This is a genomic window from Streptomyces sp. DSM 42067, assembly GCF_055792885.1.
Map to the genome: position 1 here is coordinate 253,449 of NZ_CM147706.1, position 24,053 is coordinate 277,501.

The window sequence follows — 24,053 nt, forward strand, 5'->3', positions numbered from 1 at the left end:
AGGCTAGCTGATACTCCAAATTTGGACAACAGGTAGACTGGGACACCATGGCCGACTCCTCCTCCCCCGCCGACCCGCCCGGACGTGACGCAACACGCGAGTCCGGCCTGCTGCCACCCGAACTGCGCGCCTGGATGGGACTGCTGGCCGCGGCCGGCGCGATCGAGCAGCAGCTGCGCGTCCGGGTGAAGGAGACACTCGGCGTCTCCCACGACGAGTTCCTGGTGCTGTGCCTCCTGGCCGACGGGCCCGTCACCGGCCTGCGCATGACGCAGATCGCCGAGCGCCTGGGCCGCCCCAAGACCCGGCTCACCTATCAGGTCGCCTGCCTCCAGCACGCCGGACTGATCACCCGCAGCACCGCGTGCGGCGACCGGCGCGGCATCCAGGTGACACTCACCGACAAGGCACGGCAGATTCTTCGAGAAGCCTCCGACACGCTGGCCGAAGCCGTCACCCGAGCCATCGAGGGCCTGGAGGGCCAGCACGATTGCGCGATGATGCACAGCCTGCTGCTGAAGTCGGCGGACGCCGAGGACAGCATGTAGGTCCCCTACGGGCCCAGGTTTGGAGCCCGACCCTCTTCATCAAGACTCTCCGGACCTGACCCGCCCATCACGGCCGGTCCAACTTCCCTACGTTGCTCTGCGGGGCGTGGTGAGCCCTTCGTATGGTTCATCCACCAGGGGCGTGGGGTATGGCATTCCAACTTCTGCCGTTTGAGGCCCCCATCGAGTGGCCGCCCGACGCCCCACGACGACTCGGCTGCCCATTAGGGAGTGCGAATGATCGCTCCGCCTGGGCGCCGAGTTCCTGGCTGCCACCGGCGGCGAGATGACCGTCTTCGGCACTCCCGACCGGCTTGCCGACCTCGGCGGCGTCGCTCCGGCTCCACGGGACTCCGGCAAGATCAGCGGAAACCTGCGACGTTCTCAGCGATACAACCGCAGACTCCAACGGGTCTTCTACATCTCCGCGTTGTTCAGCATCCGCCACTGCGAGGAGTCCCGCCGGTTTTGCGTCCGCAAGCGCGCCGAAGGCAAGCGTCACACGCAGGCCGTCCTCGCCCTGGCTCGTCGCCGCGTCAACGTCCTCTGGGCCCTACTTCACGACCGGACGGCGCTACGAGCTCACGCCGCCTACCGCTCTCGCGGCTTGACAAACGGCATGAGGAATCGATGGCAACCGGTCCAAGTTCCTTGTCGTAGGACACCCATGAACAACTGCCTTCACGAGACAGGCAGTCGAGGACGGGGCGGGTCCCGGCGGCCAGTTGGCGGGTGAGGGCGCTCACCTTGGCAGCCATGCCTGCCTGGCTGGCGATCAAGTGCTCCACGCAGGCGCGGAGCCGCCCGGCCAGACCGTGCCGTGGTTCGGGAAGTCGTGTGGGGGGAATTTCCAGGGGAATCCGGTGCGGTTGAGGCACATAATCGCGTCAGGTGGCCCGTCTTGGCAGCGAGGTCAAACGGATGGGAAGCAATGGTGGAGCGGGCGGGCAACGGTGCGACATCGACGGTGAAGGCAGCAGCGCTCCGACGAGCTCGGCGCCGGGCGGGGCGGTGCGCTCCAGGCGACGACACGAAGGGGGACGCCAGGAGCCGGTCGGACTGGACGCGGGGGCGGGTACTCGCCGCGCTGGCGGTGCTGACAGCGGGGCTGCTGGCGTTCCACCGGGCCGTGCCGAACTCCGTGGGCCGCCTGGGCAGTTTGCTGGAAGCGTTCCTGCCCTGGCTCGGCTTGGTGGTCCTGGTGCTGCTCGGCCTGGCGCTGCTGCGCCGTTCGGCCACCGCGCTGGTGGCCTTGCTCCTGCCGGTTGCGGCCTGGACGTACCTCTTCGGTGGGCTGCTGCTGCCCGCGGCGAAGACCAGCGCGCACGACTTGGTCGTGGTGCAGCACAACGTCAGCGACGACAACACCGACCCGGCGGGCACGGCCCGCGCCCTCGCTGACGCCGAGCCCGATCTCATCGCGCTTCAGGAGCTGGTACCCCCGGCGCTGCCCGTCTACGAAAAGACTCTCCACCCGCACTACCCGCACCACACAGTCCAGGGCACCGTCGGACTGTGGTCGAAGCATCCGCTCACCGATGCCCGGCTGGTGGACATCAAACCCCAGGGGATCGCGGGGGCCTGGAACCGCGGACTGCGGACCGTGGTCCACACGCCGCACGGCGAAATCGCAGCGTACGTCGCTCACCTGCCCTCCGTCCGCATCCGGGCCAGCGGCCTCGCATCCTCCTGGCGCGACGAGAGCGCCCGGCTGCTGGGCAAGACCATCGCCGCCGAAAAGCTGAAGACGGTGATCGTGCTGGGCGATCTCAACGGCACGGTGGACGACCGTGGGCTGGCCCCGCTGACCTCACGGATGAATGTGGCGGAACGGGGCTTCGCCTTCAGCTTTCCCGCCGCCTTCCCACTGGCCCGGATCGACCAGGTCATGGCCCGCTCGGCAACCATCGGCCACATCGGCACCCTGCCCGCCACCGGCAGCGACCACCTACCCGTCACCGCCCGCATCACACTGGCCTGAAGAGGCGTTCCCCGGCTCTCCCTGGTCATCTGTGGGCCGCAGCGCTTGTAGATGGTCCATGGTGGTGCCGTCGGGCTTCCGCCCGACGGCGGCCGCAAGAACGGCGGGGAGGTCTGCCTCGGGGACTGCGGCGCACACATCCGCCAGGACGTGAGGAAAGTCGTCATCATCGATGGCACCCATGTGCTCCTGGCGTGCCCCACTAGGAGGAATCGGATTCGTCCGCGGCCTGAAGGCCGGGGCGTCCTCCGGCTATCCGGTGCAACATCCGCTCGCTGGGAATGCGCGGATGCCACCGGGGGCTCAAACGGCTCCGGTACCGATTCTCAACGCTGCTGAGCTGCGATGATTGAGCCTGAGGTACCGGGGCGGTAGCCTGGTGGCATGCCAGCACTCAACGTGGATTACGACGATGGAGAGCTCCAGGAACTCCGTGAGATCGCCCGTGAGCTTGGGATGCCGATGAAGGCATTCGTGAAAGCCTCCACGGCCGAAAAAATCGCTCATCACCGCGCCCTGAAGGCAGGGGCCGCCGAGTTCCAGCGCGTCTTCGCCGACCCGGAGCTCGCTAGCGCGATCGCGGACGCGGGCATCGAAGACGGCCCCCAGTCTCGTGCAGCGGGCAGGGCTGCCTGATCCATGCCTCGCGTCGTACACGTCGACGTGCGCTGGCTGCTGCAGCAGCACGAAGCGGCGCTCCCTGACCAGCCGCAGGTGAATGACTTCTCCGCCCTCATGGCGGCCGTCGCGCGACACCGTGTGGACCCACCCCGGCTCGGAATCGACTCCGACGCCTCCTGGCGCGCCGCCGCGCTCCTGCAGACGCTGCTCCTGCTCAAGCCGCTGCCCGCCTACAACGTCCGATACGCGTGCGCGATCACCATCGCCTACATGCACGCCAGCGGCGAGGGACTCGACGCGCCGTACGGCGAAGTCGTCGACCTCGCTAAGGACCTGCTCACCGGCAAAGACCATGTGTTCGGTGCGGCCGACCGGATCCGCTCCTGGCGCGTCTGAAAACCTAAGATCTGCCAGCCGTGGGACTGCGCCGGGGCGAGGCGCGCGACCCAGGGTGGTCCCCGAGCGGCTGCTGCTCGGGCTGGTCGGCTACAAGTGGATCCTGTTCACCCGGCTCGGTGAGGCGCTCCTGCCCCGCTACCACGATCCTGCCTGCATCCGTCCGATCGACCGCATCGACGAGCGGGTCAAGCGGGCTCTGTGGTGGCTCATCACCCGCGACATGCTGATTTCCACCGGGCTGTACCGGCTGCCGAGGCAGCTGCGGCCCGCTCACGCGCTCCCCTTCCACCTGGCCCACGCGGGAGTGATGCCACGCGGCTACGCGCGGGCCGTCCGCCGCGGCCAGATCGCCCCCAAGGTCAGTGCTGTCGAGGCGTATACCGACAAGGGGCTGCGACTGGCGTACCGGCTGGGGTTCGTCGGCTTCCGGCTGGTCTTCAACAACATCATGGGCATGGAACTCACCGCGCACTGGCTGACCTGCTATTTCCGGGAGACGCTGCGCACCACCCCGGGCGAGCAGGAGATGCGGGAGGCCATCGACGCTCGCCTGGCCTGGCAGGAACAGGTGCTGCCAGGCTCCGGCGGCTACGCCCGCGTCGTGCGTCTCATCGGATGCGCCGCGATACCGTCGGCCAGGGCGGGAAGAGGAACAGGAAGCGAAGGTCGCGCGGTCGGCGAGAGCGATGGGCAGGGTTCATGGATACCTGGACGTGGGTGGTCGTCGCCGCCGTGATGCTCGCGGCCGTCGTACTCGGCGTGGCGGTCGTGCTGTTGCTGCGGCTTGTCCGTACGCGCCGTGAGCTACGACGCGCCGGGCTCCCGACCGGCCCGCGTTGGGTGTTCTGGGGCGCCGTGCTGTATCTCGTCCTGCCGGCCGACCTGTTGCCCGATCCCGTCTACATGGACGACATCGGGGTCCTGCTGCTGGCCCTGAAGTCGATGCGGGCCCCGCACAGCGAGGACGCGGGAACTCCTTTGAGCAGGTGAGACGTTGTCCGACTGACGGTCACTTCGACAGGCGGCAGCGATGAGCGAGCTGGTTCCCGGGGGCAATCTGCCCCTGCCGGGCGGCACCCTGACCATCCGGGTGCCGGGGCCCTTCGACATGTCCGCGATCATCACCGACGACAGCGGGAAGGTGCGCGGGGACGGCGACTTCGTGTTCTACAACCAGCCGGCCGCGCCCGGGGCCCGGCTGCTCGGCGAGGAGCTCGTCGTCGATCCGACCGCGCTGCGGGCCGGGGCGAGCCGCGTCACCGTGGTCATCAGCCCCACCGAGCCCGGTATGCCCCTCGGGCACCTGCCCGCACCCACGCTGCACGTCAGCGGGCCGGGCGGGCTCGTGGTCGCCCGGTTCACCCCGCCCCGCCCGCAGCGCGAAACCGTGTTCCTGCTCGCGGAGGTCTACCGCCGCGGTCCGGCATGGAAGCTCAAGGCACTGGGGCAGGGGTACGCCGAGGGACTGGCCGGTGTCGCGCGGGACTTCGGGGTCGACGTCGTGGAGGATGCCGTGCCGTCGCTGGGCGGGGCTGGCGCGGGCGGGGCTGGCGTGGGCGGGGCTGTCGTGGGCGGGTCACCGCGTCCGGTCGCGCCGCCCGGGAGGGACGGCTCCCGAATGCCGAGCACCGCACCCGGCTCGCGCGGCTTCCGCCCTCCCGGCCCCCGCGGTCTCCGCCTGTCCGGCGCGTTTTCCAGGGGCAATGGTCCACGCGTGCCGGCGTCCGGCTCCAGCGGTTCCCCGGTGTCGGGGGGCGCGCCCGATCCGGACGACTACCTGAGCCTGGTGAACTCGGCGCGTGCCAGGAGTGGTTCACCTCCGGTGGTCCTCGACGCGCGGCTCACGGCGGCGGCTCGGGACCATGCCGCCGGGATGGCCGCGCGGGGCCAGCTGGCCTCCACAGGGCCGGACGGAGTCTCGGTCCATCAGCGGATCACCGGGAGTGGATACGCGTACCTGGCGGTGGGTGAGCACCTGGTCTCCGGGCCGCGGACGCCGGCCGAATTCGTGGAGTACTGCCTCTCGGCCGAACGGTCACGGAGCACTCTGTGCGAACCGGCGTTCACTGAGGCCGGGTTGGCGTACGCCGCCGACCGGCGCTCCGGGGACATGTTCTGGACGGCGTTGTGGGCCCGGCCCTTCACTCCGGCCGGGCTGGCACAGACGGCCGCCGACGTCGTCGCCCTCACCAACACCGAGCGGGCCAGGGCCGGGCTGACACCGCTGTCCGGTGACCCGCACCTCACCGCGGCCGCCCAGGGCCACAGCGCCGACATGGTGGCGCGCGCGTTCTACTCCCACACCTCCCCCGACGGAAGCGAACCCTGGGACCGGGCCGCCGCCGCGGGCTGCACCCGGCGGTCCATCGGCGAGAACATCGCCTGCGGGCAGCGCTCCCCCGCCGAGGTCGTCGACGGCTGGATGAACAGCCCCGGCCACCGCGCCAACATCCTCAAGCCGAGCTTCACCCACATTGGCGTCGGCTTCGCCGGTGGCGGTGCGGCGGGCACGTACTGGACGCAACTATTCGGCGGTTGAGTACCTGTTCTCGAGCCGTCTCCACGACATCCTGGGGCGGAGGTGAGTCGGTGGCCCTCTGCCAGTAGTGCTCCGTCGGATCCGGGCCGCTGCACCGGGATCCACGGTTCGCCGATTCGAGACCGGCGGCTGCCAGGTAGCCCGAGCCGCAGCGGCCGATGCCGTCGGGCAGCCGGACGATGACCTCGGCGACACGCCCGATATCCACTCCGCTGCGGCGGCCTTCCGTGTCTGCTCAGCGCTCCCCGTCGGCCCCGCCACCCGCGATCAGGACGGAACTCACTCGCCGTACCCTGCGGCGTGATGACCTTCGGTTGAAGGGTGAGGGTGATTCGCTGGGTCCGGCACTGCGCCAGTCCGCCGTCGCCGCCCGCCTCCACGATCCAGAACCGGATCCTCCCCTGGCCGCCGGCCTCCCGGCCTACGGCGGGGTGCGCCCTGGAGGAACTCGACTGCCCCGTCGGCGCGATCGCCAACAGCTTGGTCTTCTCCGCCGATGGTGAGCCCTACTCGTACTCACCAGCGGAGCCCATCGAGTGGGCACCCGCCGTGTAACCCGTTTCCTGAGCGTGCGCCTTGGCAAGATCCGCCGCGCCGATCCGGAGTTCGTCCCCGTAGTGAGGGGGAGAGCCAGACGCGTTGCCTGGTCAGCCGTGGCTGTTCCGCCACCGGTATTGACCGCAGGGTGAGCGGTCTCGGATTCGACGCGGGTGAGCTTCTCGGGGTTGCGGACGTAGCCGAGGCCGGTGATGCGGGCGTCCTCGACACGGATCGCCATGACGCCGTCGATCTCGCCGTCCAGGCCTACAACGAATGCCGGGTTGCGTTTGACCACAGTGGGGTCACAGGTGATCGTGCCTTCGGGGCCGGGCGGCAGGTGGACCGTCATGATCAGGTGACAGGTTTCGGTGCCCGCAGGTGGCGAGCATGTCCTTGACCGTGGTCATCACTGGTTGCCTCCTTATCGCTGCCGGAGGCCAGCGGGCCGGGCGGCCGCACTTCTTCCACCCTGGCCCTTGGCGGGCTGACCATGGCGCGGCGACGCAAACGCGCCCTGGACACCCCCCGATCGGTGAAGGGGCGTTCCCGAGCGCGTACGGGTTCGGCGTCAGTGGTAGGCGTGGACGACGGCGTGGCCCTTGCCGCGGCCGATCATCCACTTGTTCACGGGCGTGGTGATCAGGAAGGCGACCGCGAACCCGCCCAGCAGGGCCGACCAGAACAGCCCGTCCGACAGGTGGGCGTCCATCGCGCCCGGCGTGAGGGCGATGATGGCGTTGTCGACCAGCTCCATCACCGCGATCGAAACGGTGTCGGCGGCCAGCGCCACCTTGATCGCTGCCTTGAAGTCCAGGCCGGCCCTGAGCACCGCGAACAGCGTGAACGAGTAGCCGAACAGGAACGCGAGCGCGATCGCGAGGACCATGGTCGGCACGTTGCCCCACAGCAGGGCCGTACCGATGACCATGCCAAGGATCTCGCCGATGGCGCACCCGGTCAGGCAGTGCAACGTCGCCTTCGCAGCCGTCGCCCAGGAGGCCCCGACGTGCCCGTGCCCGCCGTGGTGAGTGGCGTGACCGTGGTGAGCCTCGTGAGTGGTGTGGTCGTGCGCGGCGTCGGCGTGTCGAGCATTGTGGTCCATGGCCGTCATCCCCCATTCCCGTCCAGCGTGGCCCGTATTCCGAGCCCCACACCCCGAACCATATACCCCTAGGGGGTATTCCTCTATGGCTGTTCCCCATTTCTGTTGAGGGCCGCTGGAGGAACGTCCAGGTGCGACCGGCGCCCACGCCCAGAGTCGGCCACCCGGACCCCTTCCCGCCGCTCAGCCGGAAGACATGTGTGGCCCGCGGCATAGACGGTGTTGTCGGCCAGGTCGACGCCGAGGCCGTGCAGGGTCGCCGGTTCCCGGATCGGCGGGCGTGGCGTCCTGGCCGGTGTCGGTGCTTAAGCAGGCGGCGAGCAGCACGGCGGCCGCCGCCAGGAAACCAGCGGCGCGCCCGCGGCGCCGCAGTATGCGGCGCCGCGGTGATCACGTGCGGATCCGAGCTGTCGGAGGAAGGCAGATCGGCCGATATGCCGGGGCGGGGCGGGCAGCGGTGGCGCCCGCCCCTCTCCGGCGGTCCGGTCAGTCCGTGCCGAGCAGCTTGTTCATCTGCGTGATCTCGGCGGTCTGGGAGGTGATGATCGCTCCGGCCATTTTCTTGGCGGGCTCGTAGGCGCCGTCGGCCTGCTCGGTCTTGGCCATCTCCACCGCGCCTTCGTGGTGTTTGATCATCATCTCCATGAAGGCGGTGTCGAACGCCTGACCCGAGGAGTCCTTGAGCTGCTCCATCTCCTCGGCCGACATCATCCCGTCCGCGCCGTGCATGGAGTGGTCCATTGCGCTCTCGGCGGGCACCTCCTCGCCCCAGGAGGTCAGCCAGCCGGACATCGTCTTGATCTCCGGGTCCTGGGCCTTCTTGATGTCCTCGGCGAGCTTCTTCACCTCCGCCGACTCCGCCCGGCTGGGCGCGAGGTCGGCCATCTCCACGGCCTGGCGGTGGTGAGGGATCATCCCTTTCGCGAAGGCGACGTCGGCAGCGTTGTGCCGGCCCTGGGAGGCCGGCGCCGAGGCGGAGGGGGACGTCGCGGTGTGGCCGTTGTGTCCGGCCGAGCCGTCGCCACTTCCGCCGCAGGCGGCCAGGGCGAGCGCGGCCGCCGCTGCGGCAGCCACGGCGGCGGTACGGCGGACGAGGGAACGCTTGCTGCTCATCGGTGTGCAACTCCTTACGCGCAGCCACGGCAGGGCGCGCGGGTTTCGCGGACATGAGGGTGTGCGCAGGCGCGGCACCGGTCACCGGGAACATCCGGGCAAGGGGTGCCGTGCGGGCCGCTCTATATCCGTAGAAGTTGCAGCTCAGAAAGGTCGGGCGGTGCCCGGCCGCTCTCGGCCGATGCCGTGGCCCTTTGCGCCGCGGCATAAGCGGCGGGTGCATCCGGCACCGCGCTGGTCAGTGCGGGCGGCGCGTAAGGGGAGCCGATACCGGCCGCCGCACACGTCCCGTCGGCATGATCAAGATGATCCGACCCGCCATCCGTGTGCGAGCATCCCCCGCTCACGTGCGGTGCGCCCGCCGTCTGGGCCATCACCATGGCGTGCCCGGCATCCGACTGCCCAGTCGGCGCCCCACCGGGGCCCAGGGCATGCATCCCCAGCACACCGGCCAGCACCGCCATCACCAGCAGCACAAACAACCGCCCGGCAGGGCGGCGGCTCGATGCGGTGCTGCTGATCACGAGATCATCGTACGGTCCACGCACGGGAACTGCGCCAGACCGCTTCCGGCATTCAGCGTTTATCCGGCGTTCAGCGTTCAAGGGCAGTCCCGCAAAGATCCGGGTGGACCTTGTTTCGATGGCCGCAGAGCCGGGCGGAATGATGACCTCCTGGGTCGAGGGGCTCGGTTTGGTTCAGTGGCCCGGCTCGGCGTGCGCGCCGTGGTCGCCGAGCTGGGCTTCGAACCAGTCGTGCAGGGCATCGACCAGCGCGGGATCCTTGGTCGCGTACGTCAGGGTGGCCCCGTCCGCACGTTTCTCGTACTGCACGTCGATGTGGTCATGACCGTCCCGGAGTGCGGCGAGGCCGGGCATCTCGTTTCCGTGGATCCGGGCGGGGTCGGCGAAGTCACCCCGGGCGAACGCTTCCGCCTCCTTGCGCAGGTGCCCGTGGATCAGATCGATCTGCTCAGCGTCGCCGGGCCGGTCCGCCACGACGTCTTGGACTCCGCCCGTCGGGGTGGGGGTGAAGCGGTGGGTGGTCTCCTCGAGGTCGAAGGGCATCACGCTCCGGCCCCGCTCCGCCACCGTCTTGTGCCGGTCGGTTCGCCCTTCACCCGCGTCCTGCGGCGAGCCGCAGGACACCAGGGCGAGGGCGGCCACCACAGCGGCGGCGAGTGTCCTCGTCGCGTGGGCCCGCCGCATGCTGCTGTGGGAAACGGACTCCTGCGGAGCAGGGCAGGGAAAGCCGATCCGCCGCCAGCGCGGATCGGCGTCCGCCACCAACTACCCGCAGATGGCTACAAGTTGCTGTGATCATTTGTGAGCTGTGACCACTCCTGTGAAGCGGGCATTCAAGTTCCGCTTCTATCCGACTGATGCGCAGGCAGTCCGACTGATGCGCAGGCAGCTGAGCTGTCGCGCACGTTCGGGTGTGTGCGGAAGGTCTACAACCTGGCGCTTGCGGCCCGTACGGAGGCGTGGGCGCGGCAGGAACGGGTCAACTACAACCAGTCCTCCGCGATGCTGACGGCGTGGAAGAAGACTGAGGAACTGGCATTCCTCAATGAGGTCTCCTCGGTTCCGTTGCAGCAGGCGCTGCGGCATTTGCAGGCCGCTTTCGCCGGCTTCTTCGCCAAGCGGGCCAAGTACCCGCGCTTCAAGTCCAAGAAGAAGTCTCGTGCCAGCGCGGAGTACACCACATCGGCGTTCCGGTTCCATGACGGCCGCCTGCACCTGGCGAAGATGGCCGACCCCTTGAACATGAGCCAGCACCTCCCCGGCCGGCTCTCTACTCGCTCCTGGCCGGGATCAGCCCGTCCGCGACCACGGCTGACACCGCGGCCACCCCAGTGGCGACCAAGAACGCAGTGTCGAAGCCGGACGCCGACGCGGCACCGACGCCGATGCTTGCGGCAGCGGCGCTGGAGGCGACGGCGGCACCGCCCGAGGCGCCGAACTCGTGGAAGGTACTGACGATCCCGGAGGCCACCCCGGCCTCGTGCGGCGCCACACTCCCCAGCGCGGTCGCCGACGCCACCACGAACAGGCCGCCCGGACCCGCCGCGGACACACTCACCCCGACGACCATCGCGATCGTGCCCGACCACAGCACCGGCACGCCGAACCCGCGGAGCTGCGCCGCTACATGCGCGATCCGGACGGCTACCTCATCGAGGTGGGCCAGGCGACGGGGCTGATCCAGGGCCTGCTGGCGCGCACGGACACCTGACCGGGGCGGTGCCGCCGTTACCACGCCGACGGCCGGGCCGCCGCGGTGTGCGGGCCTCAGCCGGACGCGGCACCGGGCCCGTGGGCCCATGGCTGCGGGTCCGTCACCCCGCCAGGGCATGCCATTCGCTCGATCTCCCAGCCGGCGCGCCCTGCGCCGGCCCGGTAGGCGCTCTCGTAGAACGCGAGTACGGCAGCACGCGCGTCGGCCTCGGTACGGACCTCGTCGTACCGCAGCAAGGCCAAGTGGCTGTTACCCCGGGCGATCCAGCGTGCCGCCGCGGGCCGGAGCGGCTCCTCCGCCAGGTGCGCGGGCTCCGGAGCGGTGTAGGAGTAGAACGCGGGCTCGGGGAAAGTGTCGTCCCCGAACCAGAAGCCGAAGCTGATCACCTCCCGGGAGTACGCCTCCCGGGTCACAGGGTCGATCTGCTGAGGCTGCTCGATGTGACGCCCGGAGAACCGGCTGTGGGCGATGTCGAAGGTGTGCCAGAAATGGTGCACCGGGCTGACCTTCCCCGCATACCCTGCGGCGAATTCCTCCAGTACTGACGCCACCTGGCTGAGGACCCGCCAGTAGCGGTTGGCTTGTGGGGGATCGTAGGTCGCGTGCTCGGTGTCCTCGGCGAACGGCCGGCCGGCGTCGGGCAGGTCGAAGGGCCTGGATACGTCGAGCCGCACCCGGACGCCCAGCGCCGCCAGCGAGCCCATGACCGCGTCGTGGAAGGACGCCACGGACTGGCCGATGAGCGGGAGGGAGATCTCCCGGCCGTCCAGAGTCGAAACAGCCAGCTGATGTCCGACGAAGTCGAAGTCCATCGTGAAGATCGGATTGCCGTCGACCTGTCCCATCGGGCGAGTGGTGATGCCGCGCCCCGTGAGATGGAACGGGACATTCCACCAGTGATTACGCCGGACGCTGGCAGCGAGGCGGACCTTCCCGACGATCTGCGCGAAGCGATGGAGCGTGTCTTTGGTGTCGCGCCACTCGGCCAGCGGGATCGGCGGGAACAGTTCCATTGTCATCACCTTCCCTCCCGCCCAACGCTCCTGATGGTCGGACGGGCCCTGGATGACCATGATGACCACACCGGACAGGTGCGGCACCTCGTCGAACCCGGGAGGCGCATCAGCGTGCGTTCACGGCGCTGCCCCGGTCGCCTGGGCGTGTCTTCGTATCGGCCCGGATCGGCCCGCGGCGTTTGGTGCCCTCCACTCGCTGCTCTCGCTCCGCCTCGGCCCCTTGACTCATCCTTCGGATGCCGGGCTGCACCGCAGGGCGGAAGGGTGTCCCCGTACAAGTCCCTTTGGTCGGCGTCCCAAAGCACACGGCCTACGCCGTGCTTGGGAAGTGCTGGTCACAGTCACGGCCCCGTACAGCACGATGACCCATGGCCCACATCGCGTTGTTCCACTCCGTTCTGGGCCTGCGCCCCGCCGAACTCCTCGCCGCCGAGCGACTGGGTCGCTCCGGGCATGAGGTCGTCACGCCTGACCTCTTCGACGGCGCGACCGTCTCCACTCTCGACGACAGGTTCCTTCCCGCCGTTCGCCCCGGTCTCAGGGTGCAGTTGCACGCCGCGGAACCGGATGACTTCGCGCCGCCCGAGCGCGTTGCCGCCCTCTGCCCGGGCGGCGCGTTCATCGCTGTGTCCGGACGCGCAGAGCCTGGACGGACCAGTCGAGCACCGGCGCCAGACTCTCCGGGACCGGCCAGCCGTTGACCACCGCGAGCAACTGAAAGTACCGCTCCCTGCGGGGGTCGTTCACGCTCTCCAGCCGCGTCGCCAGTCGGCGGCGAAGCTCGACGTCATCCGGACGGCCAAGAAGGTGCGCGTAGCGCGCCGTGAACGCCGCGACGATCGGATCGGCTTGGGGCGAGGCCGGGTCGATGCCGGCCGTCAGGGCCGGGCCTACCTGGTCACGGACGGCGGCGGCAATGTCGCGGCGCGGGCCCGCCATGTCGCTTTGGGCCTGCTCAGCTGCCTGGTCCTCGGCCATCCGCCGCACGCCGGCACGGAAATCCGGATCCAGGGAATGTTCGGCCAACTCCACCCACGCCTGGACTTGTTCCGCCTCGGGGTTGTCGGGCAACTCGGGGGTCATCGAGGGCATGACCCCCGCGAATGCGGGGGCGGCGTCAGGACCGCCGAAGACAGCCTCGAGAAAATCGCCGATCAGACGTCGACGTTCGTCCTCGGCAAGCTGGGCCAACTGATGCATGAGTTCCGTCTCCTCAGGGGTGGACCCGCGCTCGGCCACCGCCATCAGTACCGCGCGCCGCAGGCGCAGGACGCGGATCTGCACTGCCAGTGCTTCGGCGTGCGCCGAGGCGACCTCGGGAAGCGACAGCTCCCGGTCTACGATCTTGCGGATCGTGGGAAGGTCCAGTCCCAGCTCGCGCAGGGTCCGCACGAGGTTCAGGCGTGCGACGGCGTCGATGTTGTAGAGGCGGTGGCCGGCCGGACTGCGGTTCGTCGGCGCCACGATTCCGCGATCGGAGTAGAACCGAATGGTCTTGATTGTGAGACCGGTCCGCCGAGCGAGCTCGCCGATCGAGTAGAGCGTGTCGCCGTCCATGCCCCCACCTTTGCGTCTCCCCCTACTGGAGACTCAAGCCCCGGTGCCTGCCAGCCAACACTCCTCATCCACAAGTATCGACAATTCCTCCGCTCGGTGGCGGCGAAACCGTAAACCATTTCTCCCGACCAGTCGCGGTGGGAGAAACTCGCCACGGGGTAACGATCTGCGGACGCCGCACCGGCACTGGCGGAGGAAGGTCATGGCGAGACCCGCGGTCGGGGCAGCTTTACGCCGCTGTACGGAATGCGGCGGATACGAGTACAGCGGTGCGCTGGTGACGGCCGTGGTGACAACCCGTGCCAGGAGGGGCGTACCACGGTCGTCACATCCACAGCACGCCGTCGTTCTCGTGTTCACGCACACGGAACGCAATCATCTGGCGCAGCAGGTCGCCCGGCACGGGCTGGCCGTACGGGAGCTTGACGGAGCCCTTGCCGGTGGCGAAGCCGGCGAGATCGACGTCGAACTCCTCGCGGGTGCTGGGCGTGAACGCGACGTTCGCGTGCTTCGCGTGGCCGCTAACCATAAACAGGATCGTCCCCGACGGGTGCACCCACGCAGGATAGCCCCACTTGATCGCCTCGCTCGCCTCGGGGACCGCCTCGTGGGCCAGCACCCGCATCTGCTCAAGCATCTCGCGGCCCTGCCCGGCGAAGCCCTCGATGTACTCATCGATCGTCTGCGGTCTCCCCATGGCGCCAGTATGGCCTGCCCCACCCCGGCCGCCACAGGCGGACCCAGGAGCTCGGGCTTCGACTGACTCGGAAACGTGCCCACCGGCATTCGAGTCGCTCACTTACTCTGCGTGGTGACTGTGTGGCCGTGCGGCACCGTGCAGCTCCGGCATGGATGGCTACAGGCAGTGACGAGATGGTCAGCATGGCGGGACACCATGAGGCAGAGCGGGATGCTCGATAACCGCCGACTGGATGACCTGCAAGGCGCTCAGCCGCGCGGGGAGCGGCTGGCTTTCCCATGGGCCAGAGCTGCACCGTACCGGCTCCAGGCAGCCGAACCCGAGAGAGCCGGGCAGCCCGCTGAACTACTCTTGAGACGGAAAGGGCGCGGACCATGACGGATGCTGAGCGGCAGTTCGACAAGGTCATGCTGGACCGGTCGGAAGGGTTCGGTGAGCGGCTGCTGGGGCTGCTGCTGGACCGGGAGCAGCAGATGCCGCCGCAGCTTATCGCGCCGCTGGTCGCGGAAGAGATTGCCCGGATCGGTGGCCGGGAGGTCTCGATTCTCCTGCAGGATTACGGCCAAGAGGTGCTGGCGCCCTTGCCGGGCAGGCGGCTGGCGGTCGGCGAGGCCGAGCCGATTGATGCCTCCGACGCTGGTGTGGCCTTCCTGCGCGCAACCCCTGTCGAGGTACCTCAGGCCGACGGCGTCCGTATGTTCCTGCCGTTGCTGGACGGCAGCGATCAGGTGGGGGTGATGGCTCTCACCCTGGACGCCGTCGATGACGATGACCGGCGTCTATTGCACAGGCTCGCCAGCTTGGTCGCCGACATGCTGGTCACCAAGAACAGCTACACCGACCAGTTCTTCTTGGTCCGGCGACGCGAACCGATGAGCGTGGCTGCCGAAATGCAGTGGTCCCTGCTGCCGCCGCTGATGATGGACGTGCCCCAGGTCGCGGTGGCCGGAATCCTGGAGCCCGCCTATGACGTCGCCGGTGACAGCTTCGACTATGCCCTCAACGACGACATCCTGCACGTGGCCGTGGTCGACGCGATGGGACACGGCCTGGACGCCGCCACCATGGCGACCGTCACTATCGGTGCCTACCGACACGCCCGACGCGGCGACATCGACCTGGGCAAGATCTATGCGTTCATGGACCGGGCCATCGCCAAGCAGTTCGGCCCCGAGCATTTCGTCACCGCTGAGATGATGCGTCTGGACATCACAACAGGTCACCTGCAATGGGTCAACGCGGGCCATCCCGCACCGCTGCTCATCCGGAACGGCGAGGTCATCCAGCAACTCCAGAGCCCGACTACCTTGCCGGTCGGCTTGGGCGGTGAAGCGCCCCAGATCAGCGAGCTGATGCTCCAGCGCGGCGACCGTGTGCTGTGCTTCACCGACGGGGTGGTCGAGGAGCACGAAGTCGGCGAGGATCAGTTCGGTTTGGAACAACTCGTCGACTGTGTCAACCGCACCGAGCAGGCCGATGCAGGAGTACGCGCGGTGGTGCGTGCCCTCTCCCATACGCTGAAGCAGGAACGGGGCGGCAGGACCAGCGACGACGCGACGCTCTTCCTCATCGAGTGGCGCGGGGGCGCCGCCGACCACCTCGCCAGCCTGGATTGAATCGACAAGGTCGAGCCTGGACTCCTTGCGCCGGGGTCTCTTCCGTGGCTGCGGCCACTGCCCATCCAGGGTCCGGCTGACCGTTCTGGTGATCGCGACGATGCGGCGTACAGCTCGACCTTGGACTCCGAGTTGCCCATGAGGCCCCTTGCGGGAGAAGCACACCCCCCAGAGCCTCAGAATTGGTGTCACTGGGTTCCTGTGGCAGTCCGTCACGGCAGCCGCGGCGGGAGGGTGTTGACGCGAGCGTGAGCGTCGTGGGTCGTTACGCGTAGGGATCGTGCATCCGCCGCGAGGCGGTCGGCGGCGGACGTGAACGGTGCGGCCGATGCTCGCGGCTTCAGCAGGAGACTCTGGAGGACGTCGAATGCCGCCTCGGGCTCCTGAGGGCCTTTTCCTGAAGCGTGCACGGTCGAGCGTTGAGGTTCTGGGACAAATCGTTCGGCATTGAGCGGTCGATCACGTAGGGTGCCCCGGTTGTATCGAGCTGGAAAGGCGAGTGGTGGACGTGGCACCCCGGAAAGTGACGCGAGACCAGTTGGCGGGGGCCGCGAGGGCCGCGCTGGGTGGCGGTCGGCGGCTGGATGCGCTCGAGCGGCTCGCGGGCGGCAGCAGGAAGGGCGTGTACCGCCTGACGATGGACGACGCTACGACGGCGATCGCCTACCTGTGGGAGGAGTCGGAGAACTACTGGCCAGCGGCCGAGGGCGACGACGACCTCACCGACCCGTTCTCGCCCGGTGCCGGGCTCGACCTGTTCGAGGCCGCCCACGCGCGGCTGGACTCGCTGGGCCTGCGGGTTCCCGAGGTCCACCTGGTCGACCGCGAGCGCACCCACTACCCTGCCGACCTCGCGATCGTGGAGGACTTCGCCGGCGAGGACCTGCTGGACCTGCTCAACCGCGACCCGCGCGCGGCGGAGCCGACAATGGCACGTCTCGCCGATGCCCTGACGGCGATGCGCAGTCATCGGGCGCCGTCTTTCGGCAAAGTAGCCCTGATCGACGCAGGAGGAACCTCGGGGGCGACGTCATGCGAGCAAGCCGCGCTCGACTTCGCGCTGCGCTGCCTGGTCGAAGCGGCTTCGCGGGACCGGAGGATCGCGGACGCCCACGACCGGCTGGAGGAACGACTGCGAGAGTACGCCGCAGCTGTGCGGCCGCGTGCCGAGTACTCAGTCGTCCATGGCGAGCTGGGGCTGGACCACGTGCTGGTGGACCGGGACGGCAATCCCGTTCTGATCGACATCGAGGATCTGCTGTATTTCGACATCGAGTGGGAGCACGTGTTCCTGCAGCTCCGGCATCCCGGCAGCCACTATCAGCGGTTGGCGGTGGAGGGCCTCGACGAAGACCGGCTCGCGCTCTACACGCTCACCCAGCGGCTGTCACTGACGGCGGGTCCGCTCCGGCTGCTCGACGGGGACTTCCCCGACCGGGATTTCATGCAGGGAATCGCCGAGCACCACTTGAACGAGGCGCTGGCGCTGGTCTCGGTAGTTTAGAGCGTGCTTTGCGGTTCACCCCCCGAGAGGATGCTGTCCTGGCCTTCGATCGAATCCCAGGATCTCCCGTCTGCAGGGGCCGCCCGCGCCGTCATGATGAGAGCGAGCTGTTCCGCATCACCGGTGCATCGCCATGGTCTGCGCATCACACCGCAGCGATCCTCCTGCCAGCGGCAGCGAAGGCTCCTGACTCACGCTTTCAGTAGCAGCCGACGGCGTGGCCTTCCCTTTGACGCCAGCGACTACGGGTTCGGGGTACGACGCGGCGGAGCCTGCCTGCGGGCGGGCGTGCTTGCCGAGGAGTGCTCGTCTTCGGCGGGCGGGTGTGTGGTCGCGGTCCAGCTGCGAAGGAGGTCGAGGGCGTCGGCCGAGGGGGTGCCCGGGTCGGCGAGGTAGGTGACGATGCGCACGTCGGGGGCGGAGCCCAGGATCAGGGTTTCGTAGGCCACGGTGAGTTCGCCGACGACGGGGTGGCGGATGGCCTTTGTTCCGGCTGCGTGGACGGTCACTGTGTGGCCTGCCCACCAGGTGCGGAACTCGGGGCTGTGGGTGGCGAGCTCTCCTATGAGAGCCATGAGGGCGGGGTCGGAGGGGTCGCGGCCGGCGATCAGGCGCAGGACTGAGACGACGTGGCGGGCGTCGTGTTCCCAGTTGACGTAGAAGTCGCGGGCGCGGTCGTCGAGGAAGAGGTAGCGCGTGTGGTTGAGGGGTTGGCCGTTGTCGGGGAAGAGGTGTGGGAACAGTGCTCGTCCCAGGGCGTTGGCTGTGAGCACGTCGCCGAGGGGTCCGAGGGCGATGGTCGGAACGTCGGGCATGCTGTCGATCAGGTGCGCCGCCCGCTGGGGCAGCCGCACCGGCCGGGGCTTGGCACGGCGCGCCCTGGTGCCTTCGGAGGCTGCGCGGGCGAGGTCGAACAGGTGCTGGGTCTCGGCGTCGCTCATGTGCAGGGTGCGGGCCAGCGAGCGCAGCACGCTCTCGGAGACCCCGCGCAGGTTTCCGCGTTCCATGCGGGTGTAGTACGCCGTGCTGACGCCCGCGAGCTGGGCTACCTCCTCGCGGCGCAGCCCGGGGACGCGGCGCTCGCCGCCGAAGACGGTCACGCCGGCTTCTTCGGGGGTCAGGCGGGCGCGCATCTCGGTGAGGAATTGCTGCACGTCGCGGCCAAGGTCCATGCTTCAAACGTAATGCCCGCGTCCCCTGTGTGGGGCCCGCGTGGGGGTGCCTGCCTGTATCCCCCAGGGCCGGTGGTGACTGCCTCCGGGGGAAGGTGGGGGATAACAGCAGTGACTCTCACTCGTGCCGTCCGCGTGCTTACGGTCGAGGCATGGCCAAGCACACCATCACTTTGAACAACGGTGTGGAGATGCCCCCGCTCGGGCTCGGCGTCTTCCAGACCCCGCCCGATGTGACGACCGCCGCGGTCCACGAGGCCCTGCGCGTCGGCTACCGCCACATCGACACGGCCGCCGCGTACGGCAACGAGCGTGAGGTCGGCGAGGGCATCCGCCGCTCCGGCCTCGACCGCGACGAGGTGTTCGTCGAGACGAAGATCTGGATCAGCGACTACGGCTACGACGCCACGCTGCACGCCTTCGACAAGAGCGCCGGCAAGCTCGGCGTCGACCAGCTCGACTTGCTGCTCCTCCACCAGCCCCTGCCCACGGCCTTCGAGCGCACCCTCGACGCCTACCGCGCGCTGGAGAAGCTCCTCGCCGACGGCAAGGTCCGCGCCATCGGCGTGAGCAACTTCATGCCCGACCACCTCGACCGCCTCCTGAACGAGACGTCCGTCGTCCCGGCGGTGAACCAGATCGAGGTCCACCCCTACTTCCAGCAGACCGCGCTGCAGCGGGTGCACGCCGAGCACGGCATCCTGACGCAGGCGTGGTCGCCCATCGGCGGCGTCACGTCCTACGGCGGCGGCGCCAAGAGCACCTTCGACGACCCCACGCTGCGGGAGATCGCGGGCCGGCACGGCACGTCGGCCGCTCAGGTGATGCTGCGCTGGCACGTACAGGAAGGCCGCTCCGCCATCCCGAAGTCGACCAAGCCCGCTCGCATCGCCGAGAATTTCGACGTCTTCGACTTCGAACTCACCGCCGAGCAGATCGCCGCGATCGACGCGCTGGACACGGGGGTGCGCGGCGGTCCCGAGCCGGCCGACATCACCCTTGAGAACTACGGCATGGAGATCCCCGAGGCGTAGGACCACTCGGAGCATGCAGGTCGCCTCGCATCGCTGCTCACGCAGGGCGACGACATCGCCCGGACCCGGCACCACGGGCGTGCACCGGGTCGAGGAGAACACCGCAGCCGACGGCATCCGGCTGACCGCCCAGCAGATCGACCAGCTCAGCAGCTGGCCCCCGGCAGCGAACGAGGCCCATACCGAAGCCGGATTGCAGATGCTCGCACGCTGACCGGCGCCGCCGCCCCGCGACTGAAACACCCTGTCCAGGAAGAGGAGAACCCTGTGCGTGCCGCCATGATGTACGGCGCCGGTGACGTCCGGATCGAGGACCGTCCCGACCCGAAGATCCAGCAGCCCACCGACGCCGTCGTCCGCACCGTCCTGTCGTGTGTGTGCGGCAGCGACCTGTGGCCCTACAAGTCCATGCCCGCCACCGACACTGGCCGCCCGATGGGACACGAGTTCCTCGGCGTGGTGGAGGAGACCGGCTCCGGCGTGTCCGAGATCAAGGTCGGTGACCTGGTCGTCGCTCCGTTCACGTACTGCGACAACACCTGCGACTACTGCGCCAGGGGCCTGCACATCTCGTGCCGGCGAGGTGGCCGGTACGGCTTCGACGGCGTGGACGGCGGCCAGGGCGAGGCGGTGCGCGTTCCCCAGGCCGACGGCACCCTGGTCAGGCTCCCCGTCGACGCCGACTCCGCGCTGCTGCCCTCGTTGCTGACCCTTTCGGACGTGATGGGCACCGGCCATCACGGCGCTGTCACCGCGGGCGTCGGCCGCGGCGACGCGGTCCTGGTCATCGGGGACGGCGCGGTGGGCCTGTGCGCGGTCATCGCCGCCAGGCGGCTGGGCGCCGAGCAGGTCGTCCTCATGGGCCGGCACACCGCCCGCACCGACCTGGGCCGTGATTTCGGCGCCACCGACGTGGTCGCGGAGCGCGGTGAGGAAGGCGTCGCCCGCGTGCGCGAGCTGACCGGCGGCGACGGTGTCGCGAAGGTCATCGAGGCCGTCGGCACCCGCCAGACGCTTCAGACCGCCCTTGCAGCGGTCATGGACGGGGGCACCATCAGCCGGCTGGGCGTCCCGCAGTACGAGGAAGGCCCCGTCGGCCCGTCCATGATCATGCGGAACATCACCCTCACCGGCGGCGCCAGCCCGGCCCGCGCCTACATCGAGGAGCTGATGCCGGACGTCCTGGACGGCGCCATCGAACCGGGCCGCGTCTTCGACCACAGCTTCTCCCTCGACCAGGTTCCGGACGCCTACCGGGCCATGACCGACCGCCGCGTCCTCAAGGCGCTCATCACCTTCTGACCCTCTCCCAGTACGACTCCCAGCACGACAAGGAAGACCCCCATGCAGACCGTCACCCTCAACAACGGCGTCGACATGCCCATCCTCGGTTTCGGCGTGTTCCAGGTCTCGCCGGAGGAGACCGAGCAGGCCGTCACAGACGCCCTCGCCGCCGGCTACCGCCTGCTCGACACGGCCGCCCTCTACCACAACGAGAAGGCCGTCGGCCGCGCCATCAAGAACAGCGGCATCGGGCGCGAGGAACTGTTCATCACCACCAAGCTGTGGGTCCAGGACGCCCCGGCCGAGGAGAACACCAAGCGGGCGTTCGACGACTCGCTGCGCAAGCTCGACCTGGACTACGTCGACCTGTACCTGATGCACCAGCCCTACGGCGACGTCTACGGCCAGTGGCGCGCCATGGAGAGCCTGCACCGCGAGGGCCGGGCCAAGGCGATCGGCGTCTCGAACTTCTACCCTGACCGGCTCCTCGACCTCGTCCTCAACAACGAGATCACGCCCGCGGTCAACCAGATCGAGGTCCACCCCTTCTTCCAGCGGGTCGCCGACCAGGAGCTGATGCGCGAGCACGGGATCCGGATTCACTCCTGGGGCGGGTTCGCCGAAGGCAAGAACAACCTGTTCACCGACCCGCTCCTGAGCGAGATCGGCCGGCAGCACGGCAAGTCCGTGGCGCAGGTCGTCCTGCGCTGGCTCATCCAACGCGGCGTCGTCACGATCCCGAAGTCCGTGCGCCCCGAGCGCATGGCGGAGAACATCGACGTCTTCGACTTCGAGCTGACCGACGAGCAGATGGCATCCATCGCCACCCTGGACACCGGCGCCTCCCTGTTCTTCGACCACCGTGACCCGGCGTGGGTCGCCCAGCTCAGCACGCTGCGCACGGATGCCTGAGCCGGTCGGCGCACCCCAACACAGCGGACGCGGATGTCCACAGCGCGCGAACCCAGAACCTCCGCAGACCCGTCGCCTGTGCCTCCCCTAGTCCGCCCTGGAACCACATCCCGCACGTCATCATGAGGAGGAGAGCGTTGATTACCCGCACTCTCGGCAACAGCGGACTGAAGGTCTCCGCGATCGGACTGGGCTGCATGGGGCTCAGCCACGGCTACGGCCCGGCAGTCGATGACCGGGACGGCATCGCCCTCATCCGCGCCGCCGTCGACCGGGGCATCACCTTCTTCGACACCGCCCAGGTGTACGGCCCGTTCACCAATGAGGAACTCGTCGGCAAGGCCCTGGCACCGGTGCGCGACGAGGTCGTCATCGCCACCAAGTTCGGCTTCTCCTTCGACGGCTCCCGATCCACCGGCCTGGACAGTCGTCCCGAGCACATCCGGGCGACCGTGGAGGACTCCCTGCGCCGGTTGGGCGTGGACAGCATCGACCTGCTCTACCAGCACCGCGTCGACCCCGACGTGCCGATCGAAGAGGTCGCCGGCACGGTGAAGGGACTCATCGAGGCGGGCAAGGTCAAGCACTTCGCCCTGTCCGAGGCAGGGGTGGACACCATCCGCCGTGCCCACGCAGTGCAGCCGGTCACGGCGCTGCAAAGCGAGTACTCCCTGTGGTGGCGCGAGCCCGAGTCGCGGATCCTGCCCACGCTGCTTGAACTCGGTATCGGCTTGGTCCCCTTCAGCCCGCTGGGCAAGGGCTTTTTGACCGGTGCGATCACCAGCACCACGTCCTTCAGCGACACTGACCTGCGAGGCAGCCTTCCGCGGTTCACCGAGGAGGCCCGCGCAGCCAACCAGGCCCTTGTCGACCTGCTGTCGGCTGTCGCCGCACGCAAGGGCACCACCACCGCGCAGATCACGCTGGCCTGGCTGCTGGCCCAGCACCCCTGGATCGTGCCGATCCCCGGCACCACGAAGATCACTCGTCTGCGGGAGAACGCCGGCGCGGTCGACGTCGTGCTCACCCCGGAGGACCTGGAGGAGATCACCGAGGCGGCCGACCGGATCGAGGTCAGCGGGGATCGCTACCCCGAACACATGCAGCGGTGGATCAACCGCTGAACCCAAAAACACCCAGCACCGAGGAACAGCATCGATGAAAGCCACTGGGCTGAGGCGCCGTACCTTCCTTCGTGGCGCACTTCTGGGAGGGGCCACCATCGTGACCGGAGTCCAGATCACCGGCTGTTCCACGTCGTCCCCGCCAAGCGGGAACGCGCCGACGTCCGCTGAGCGACCTGCCTCTGGGGCCTCATCCGGGAAGCGGGTCCTGCTCGCCTACTTCTCCCGGCCGGGAGAGAACTACTACTACGGCGGGCGTACGAACCTCAAGATCGGAAACACGGAAGTCCTCGCCCGAATGATCAGCGAGCGCATCGAGTGTGACGTACACCGCATCGAAGCCCTCGACCCCTACCCCGACGACTACGAGGAGACGGTCGCGCGCAATGTCCGCGAACAGGACGCCGACGCACGGCCGGCCATCGCCAACCCCCCGTCCTCGCTCAACCGTTACGACACGGTGCTGCTGGGCAGCCCCATCTGGAACGTCCGAGCACCCATGATCATGGCGACGTTCGCGGAGAAGTTCGACTTCCGTGGCAAGACGGTCTACCCGTTCACGACGTACGCGATGAGCGGACTGGGCACCACCGAGCGCGACTACGCGGCCTCCTGCCCGGGCGCGACCATCGGCGAAGGGTTCGCGGTACGTGGCGAGGAAGTCCGGGACGCCGATACCGAAGTGCGGTCCTGGCTACGGCGCATCGGCCTTCTGCGCGACTGACCCGTTCCTCACCGCCCAATCTCGGCAAGGCCGTGTCCCGTGAGACAGAGGTGACAGGGGCCGCATCACTACCGGGCTGTCCACACCCCCTAGACCAGGGCTTGTTACCCCTCCAGCCCGCCCGTCAGGCGGGACGAGAGCTGGAACGCAAGCGCCAAGCGGCTGCTCCGTGGCGGCTGCACACCGTCACGGTCGACAACCGGACCTCGCTGCTGGACCTGCTGCGCGAGCACCTCGGCCTGACCGGCTCGGAGAAGGGCTGCAAACGCCGGTGCCTGCGGGGCCTGCCATGGCACCCGCCGGCCGGTGAGCTGATTTCATGCGCCTGC

Annotated in this window: 23 protein-coding genes and 4 pseudogenes; 19 read left to right on the forward strand and 8 right to left on the reverse strand. The window is 68.8% G+C overall.

The features are described 5' to 3' along the window. The first annotated feature begins 47 nt into the window (after positions 1–47). The 8 genes and pseudogenes from ACSMXV_RS01370 to ACSMXV_RS01405 all read left to right on the forward strand — a co-directional run bounded on the left by ACSMXV_RS01370 (position 48) and on the right by ACSMXV_RS01405 (position 6,088). Positions 48–548, forward strand: a complete 501-nt coding sequence (locus tag ACSMXV_RS01370) for a MarR family winged helix-turn-helix transcriptional regulator (protein ID WP_473175857.1) — start codon at positions 48–50, stop codon at positions 546–548. 250 nt (positions 549–798) lie between these two features. Next, positions 799–1,159 (forward strand): annotated as a pseudogene (locus ACSMXV_RS01375) (transposase); the annotation flags it as partial. A 320-nt stretch (positions 1,160–1,479) separates the two neighbouring features. After that, on the forward strand, positions 1,480–2,529 hold the full coding sequence (locus ACSMXV_RS01380; RefSeq protein WP_473175858.1) for an endonuclease/exonuclease/phosphatase family protein: 1,050 nt from the start codon (positions 1,480–1,482) through the stop codon (positions 2,527–2,529). Positions 2,530–2,913: 384 nt separating this feature from the next. Further along, positions 2,914–3,165: a hypothetical protein gene (locus ACSMXV_RS01385; protein WP_473175859.1), complete on the forward strand. Its 252-nt coding sequence runs from the start codon at positions 2,914–2,916 to the stop codon at positions 3,163–3,165. A gap of 3 nt (positions 3,166–3,168) precedes the next feature. Beyond that, complete coding sequence (locus tag ACSMXV_RS01390) at positions 3,169–3,546, forward strand: toxin Doc (protein WP_473175860.1); 378 nt, start codon at positions 3,169–3,171, stop codon at positions 3,544–3,546. 55 nt (positions 3,547–3,601) lie between these two features. Beyond that, the gene (locus tag ACSMXV_RS01395) at positions 3,602–4,285 is read left to right on the forward strand and encodes a hypothetical protein (protein ID WP_473175861.1); all 684 of its coding nucleotides are present in this window, start codon (positions 3,602–3,604) and stop codon (positions 4,283–4,285) included. Further along, positions 4,249–4,539: a DUF1232 domain-containing protein gene (locus ACSMXV_RS01400; protein WP_473175862.1), complete on the forward strand. Its 291-nt coding sequence runs from the start codon at positions 4,249–4,251 to the stop codon at positions 4,537–4,539. The genes ACSMXV_RS01395 and ACSMXV_RS01400 overlap by 37 nt, the downstream gene beginning before the upstream one ends. Positions 4,540–4,579: 40 nt before the next feature. Next, complete coding sequence (locus ACSMXV_RS01405) at positions 4,580–6,088, forward strand: CAP domain-containing protein (protein WP_473175863.1); 1,509 nt, start codon at positions 4,580–4,582, stop codon at positions 6,086–6,088. A 1,108-nt stretch (positions 6,089–7,196) separates the two neighbouring features. On the opposite strand, the gene ACSMXV_RS01410 is transcribed toward ACSMXV_RS01405, so the two are convergent. The 4 genes from ACSMXV_RS01410 to ACSMXV_RS01425 form a co-directional block, all read right to left on the reverse strand. Beyond that, on the reverse strand, positions 7,197–7,730 hold the full coding sequence (locus ACSMXV_RS01410; protein WP_473175864.1) for a DUF4396 domain-containing protein: 534 nt from the start codon (positions 7,728–7,730) through the stop codon (positions 7,197–7,199). 486 nt (positions 7,731–8,216) lie between these two features. After that, positions 8,217–8,843, reverse strand: a complete 627-nt coding sequence (locus ACSMXV_RS01415) for a DUF305 domain-containing protein (protein ID WP_473175865.1) — start codon at positions 8,841–8,843, stop codon at positions 8,217–8,219. Positions 8,844–8,965: 122 nt separating this feature from the next. Further along, entirely contained in the window at positions 8,966–9,367 is a 402-nt protein-coding gene (locus ACSMXV_RS01420) for a DUF6153 family protein (RefSeq protein WP_473175866.1), read from the reverse strand. 174 nt (positions 9,368–9,541) lie between these two features. Next, complete coding sequence (locus ACSMXV_RS01425) at positions 9,542–10,051, reverse strand: aspartate carbamoyltransferase (RefSeq protein WP_473175867.1); 510 nt, start codon at positions 10,049–10,051, stop codon at positions 9,542–9,544. Between the two features lie 124 nt (positions 10,052–10,175). Here ACSMXV_RS01425 and ACSMXV_RS01430 point away from each other — a divergent pair. Both ACSMXV_RS01430 and ACSMXV_RS01435 read left to right on the forward strand, forming a co-directional pair. Further along, a pseudogene (locus ACSMXV_RS01430) lies at positions 10,176–10,627 on the forward strand (RNA-guided endonuclease InsQ/TnpB family protein); the annotation flags it as partial. 349 nt (positions 10,628–10,976) lie between these two features. After that, positions 10,977–11,078 (forward strand): annotated as a pseudogene (locus ACSMXV_RS01435) (VOC family protein); the annotation flags it as partial. A gap of 56 nt (positions 11,079–11,134) precedes the next feature. Here the strand turns inward: ACSMXV_RS01435 and ACSMXV_RS01440 are convergent. The 3 genes from ACSMXV_RS01440 to ACSMXV_RS01450 all read right to left on the reverse strand — a co-directional run bounded on the left by ACSMXV_RS01440 (position 11,135) and on the right by ACSMXV_RS01450 (position 14,351). Continuing rightward, positions 11,135–12,094 carry a DUF5996 family protein gene (locus ACSMXV_RS01440; protein WP_473175868.1) on the reverse strand — a complete coding sequence of 320 codons (960 nt, stop codon included), beginning with the start codon at positions 12,092–12,094 and terminating at the stop codon, positions 11,135–11,137. A 621-nt stretch (positions 12,095–12,715) separates the two neighbouring features. After that, on the reverse strand, positions 12,716–13,654 hold the full coding sequence (locus ACSMXV_RS01445) for a MerR family transcriptional regulator (RefSeq protein WP_473175869.1): 939 nt from the start codon (positions 13,652–13,654) through the stop codon (positions 12,716–12,718). Positions 13,655–13,979: 325 nt separating this feature from the next. Then, entirely contained in the window at positions 13,980–14,351 is a 372-nt protein-coding gene (locus ACSMXV_RS01450; RefSeq protein ID WP_473175870.1) for an iron chaperone, read from the reverse strand. Positions 14,352–14,728: 377 nt separating this feature from the next. Here ACSMXV_RS01450 and ACSMXV_RS01455 point away from each other — a divergent pair, with 377 nt between their 5' ends. After that, on the forward strand, positions 14,729–15,970 hold the full coding sequence (locus tag ACSMXV_RS01455) for a PP2C family protein-serine/threonine phosphatase (RefSeq protein WP_473175871.1): 1,242 nt from the start codon (positions 14,729–14,731) through the stop codon (positions 15,968–15,970). A gap of 523 nt (positions 15,971–16,493) precedes the next feature. Next, on the forward strand, positions 16,494–17,474 hold the full coding sequence (locus ACSMXV_RS01460) for a phosphotransferase family protein (RefSeq protein WP_473179206.1): 981 nt from the start codon (positions 16,494–16,496) through the stop codon (positions 17,472–17,474). A gap of 242 nt (positions 17,475–17,716) precedes the next feature. Here ACSMXV_RS01460 and ACSMXV_RS01465 read toward each other — a convergent pair whose 3' ends face one another. Further along, positions 17,717–18,646, reverse strand: coding sequence for a helix-turn-helix transcriptional regulator (locus ACSMXV_RS01465; protein ID WP_473175872.1), 930 nt, complete (start codon positions 18,644–18,646; stop codon positions 17,717–17,719). A gap of 152 nt (positions 18,647–18,798) precedes the next feature. On the opposite strand from ACSMXV_RS01465, the gene ACSMXV_RS01470 reads away from it, so the two are divergent. From ACSMXV_RS01470 to ACSMXV_RS01500, 7 genes and pseudogenes are all read left to right on the forward strand, one after another. Next, complete coding sequence (locus ACSMXV_RS01470; protein WP_473175873.1) at positions 18,799–19,680, forward strand: aldo/keto reductase; 882 nt, start codon at positions 18,799–18,801, stop codon at positions 19,678–19,680. 13 nt (positions 19,681–19,693) lie between these two features. Continuing rightward, positions 19,694–19,894, forward strand: a complete 201-nt coding sequence (locus ACSMXV_RS01475) for a hypothetical protein (RefSeq protein WP_473175874.1) — start codon at positions 19,694–19,696, stop codon at positions 19,892–19,894. 53 nt (positions 19,895–19,947) lie between these two features. Next, positions 19,948–20,982, forward strand: coding sequence for a zinc-binding dehydrogenase (locus ACSMXV_RS01480; protein WP_473175875.1), 1,035 nt, complete (start codon positions 19,948–19,950; stop codon positions 20,980–20,982). A gap of 42 nt (positions 20,983–21,024) precedes the next feature. Further along, on the forward strand, positions 21,025–21,876 hold the full coding sequence (locus ACSMXV_RS01485; RefSeq protein WP_473175876.1) for an aldo/keto reductase: 852 nt from the start codon (positions 21,025–21,027) through the stop codon (positions 21,874–21,876). Between the two features lie 137 nt (positions 21,877–22,013). Then, positions 22,014–23,000 (forward strand): aldo/keto reductase, encoded by a 987-nt coding sequence (locus ACSMXV_RS01490; protein ID WP_473175877.1) that lies wholly within the window; start codon positions 22,014–22,016, stop codon positions 22,998–23,000. A 100-nt stretch (positions 23,001–23,100) separates the two neighbouring features. After that, the gene (locus tag ACSMXV_RS01495) at positions 23,101–23,724 is read left to right on the forward strand and encodes a flavodoxin (RefSeq protein WP_473175878.1); all 624 of its coding nucleotides are present in this window, start codon (positions 23,101–23,103) and stop codon (positions 23,722–23,724) included. A 179-nt stretch (positions 23,725–23,903) separates the two neighbouring features. Continuing rightward, positions 23,904–24,012: pseudogene (locus ACSMXV_RS01500) on the forward strand (2Fe-2S iron-sulfur cluster-binding protein); the annotation flags it as partial. Positions 24,013–24,053: the final 41 nt, after the last annotated feature.

Excerpts from the sequence above, each read along its gene's own strand:
- ACSMXV_RS01370 (WP_473175857.1), top strand. The coding sequence starts at position 48 with ATGGCCGACTCCTCCTCCCCCGCCGACCCGCCCGGACGTGACGCAACA.
- ACSMXV_RS01380 (WP_473175858.1), top strand. The coding sequence starts at position 1,480 with ATGGTGGAGCGGGCGGGCAACGGTGCGACATCGACGGTGAAGGCAGCA.
- ACSMXV_RS01385 (WP_473175859.1), top strand. The coding sequence starts at position 2,914 with ATGCCAGCACTCAACGTGGATTACGACGATGGAGAGCTCCAGGAACTC.
- ACSMXV_RS01390 (WP_473175860.1), top strand. The coding sequence starts at position 3,169 with ATGCCTCGCGTCGTACACGTCGACGTGCGCTGGCTGCTGCAGCAGCAC.
- ACSMXV_RS01400 (WP_473175862.1), top strand. The coding sequence starts at position 4,249 with ATGGATACCTGGACGTGGGTGGTCGTCGCCGCCGTGATGCTCGCGGCC.
- ACSMXV_RS01405 (WP_473175863.1), top strand. The coding sequence starts at position 4,580 with ATGAGCGAGCTGGTTCCCGGGGGCAATCTGCCCCTGCCGGGCGGCACC.
- ACSMXV_RS01410 (WP_473175864.1), bottom strand. The coding sequence starts at position 7,730 with ATGGACCACAATGCTCGACACGCCGACGCCGCGCACGACCACACCACT.
- ACSMXV_RS01415 (WP_473175865.1), bottom strand. The coding sequence starts at position 8,843 with ATGAGCAGCAAGCGTTCCCTCGTCCGCCGTACCGCCGCCGTGGCTGCC.
- ACSMXV_RS01425 (WP_473175867.1), bottom strand. The coding sequence starts at position 10,051 with ATGCGGCGGGCCCACGCGACGAGGACACTCGCCGCCGCTGTGGTGGCC.
- ACSMXV_RS01440 (WP_473175868.1), bottom strand. The coding sequence starts at position 12,094 with ATGGAACTGTTCCCGCCGATCCCGCTGGCCGAGTGGCGCGACACCAAA.
- ACSMXV_RS01445 (WP_473175869.1), bottom strand. The coding sequence starts at position 13,654 with ATGGACGGCGACACGCTCTACTCGATCGGCGAGCTCGCTCGGCGGACC.
- ACSMXV_RS01450 (WP_473175870.1), bottom strand. The coding sequence starts at position 14,351 with ATGGGGAGACCGCAGACGATCGATGAGTACATCGAGGGCTTCGCCGGG.
- ACSMXV_RS01455 (WP_473175871.1), top strand. The coding sequence starts at position 14,729 with ATGACGGATGCTGAGCGGCAGTTCGACAAGGTCATGCTGGACCGGTCG.
- ACSMXV_RS01465 (WP_473175872.1), bottom strand. The coding sequence starts at position 18,646 with ATGGACCTTGGCCGCGACGTGCAGCAATTCCTCACCGAGATGCGCGCC.
- ACSMXV_RS01470 (WP_473175873.1), top strand. The coding sequence starts at position 18,799 with ATGGCCAAGCACACCATCACTTTGAACAACGGTGTGGAGATGCCCCCG.
- ACSMXV_RS01475 (WP_473175874.1), top strand. The coding sequence starts at position 19,694 with ATGCAGGTCGCCTCGCATCGCTGCTCACGCAGGGCGACGACATCGCCC.
- ACSMXV_RS01485 (WP_473175876.1), top strand. The coding sequence starts at position 21,025 with ATGCAGACCGTCACCCTCAACAACGGCGTCGACATGCCCATCCTCGGT.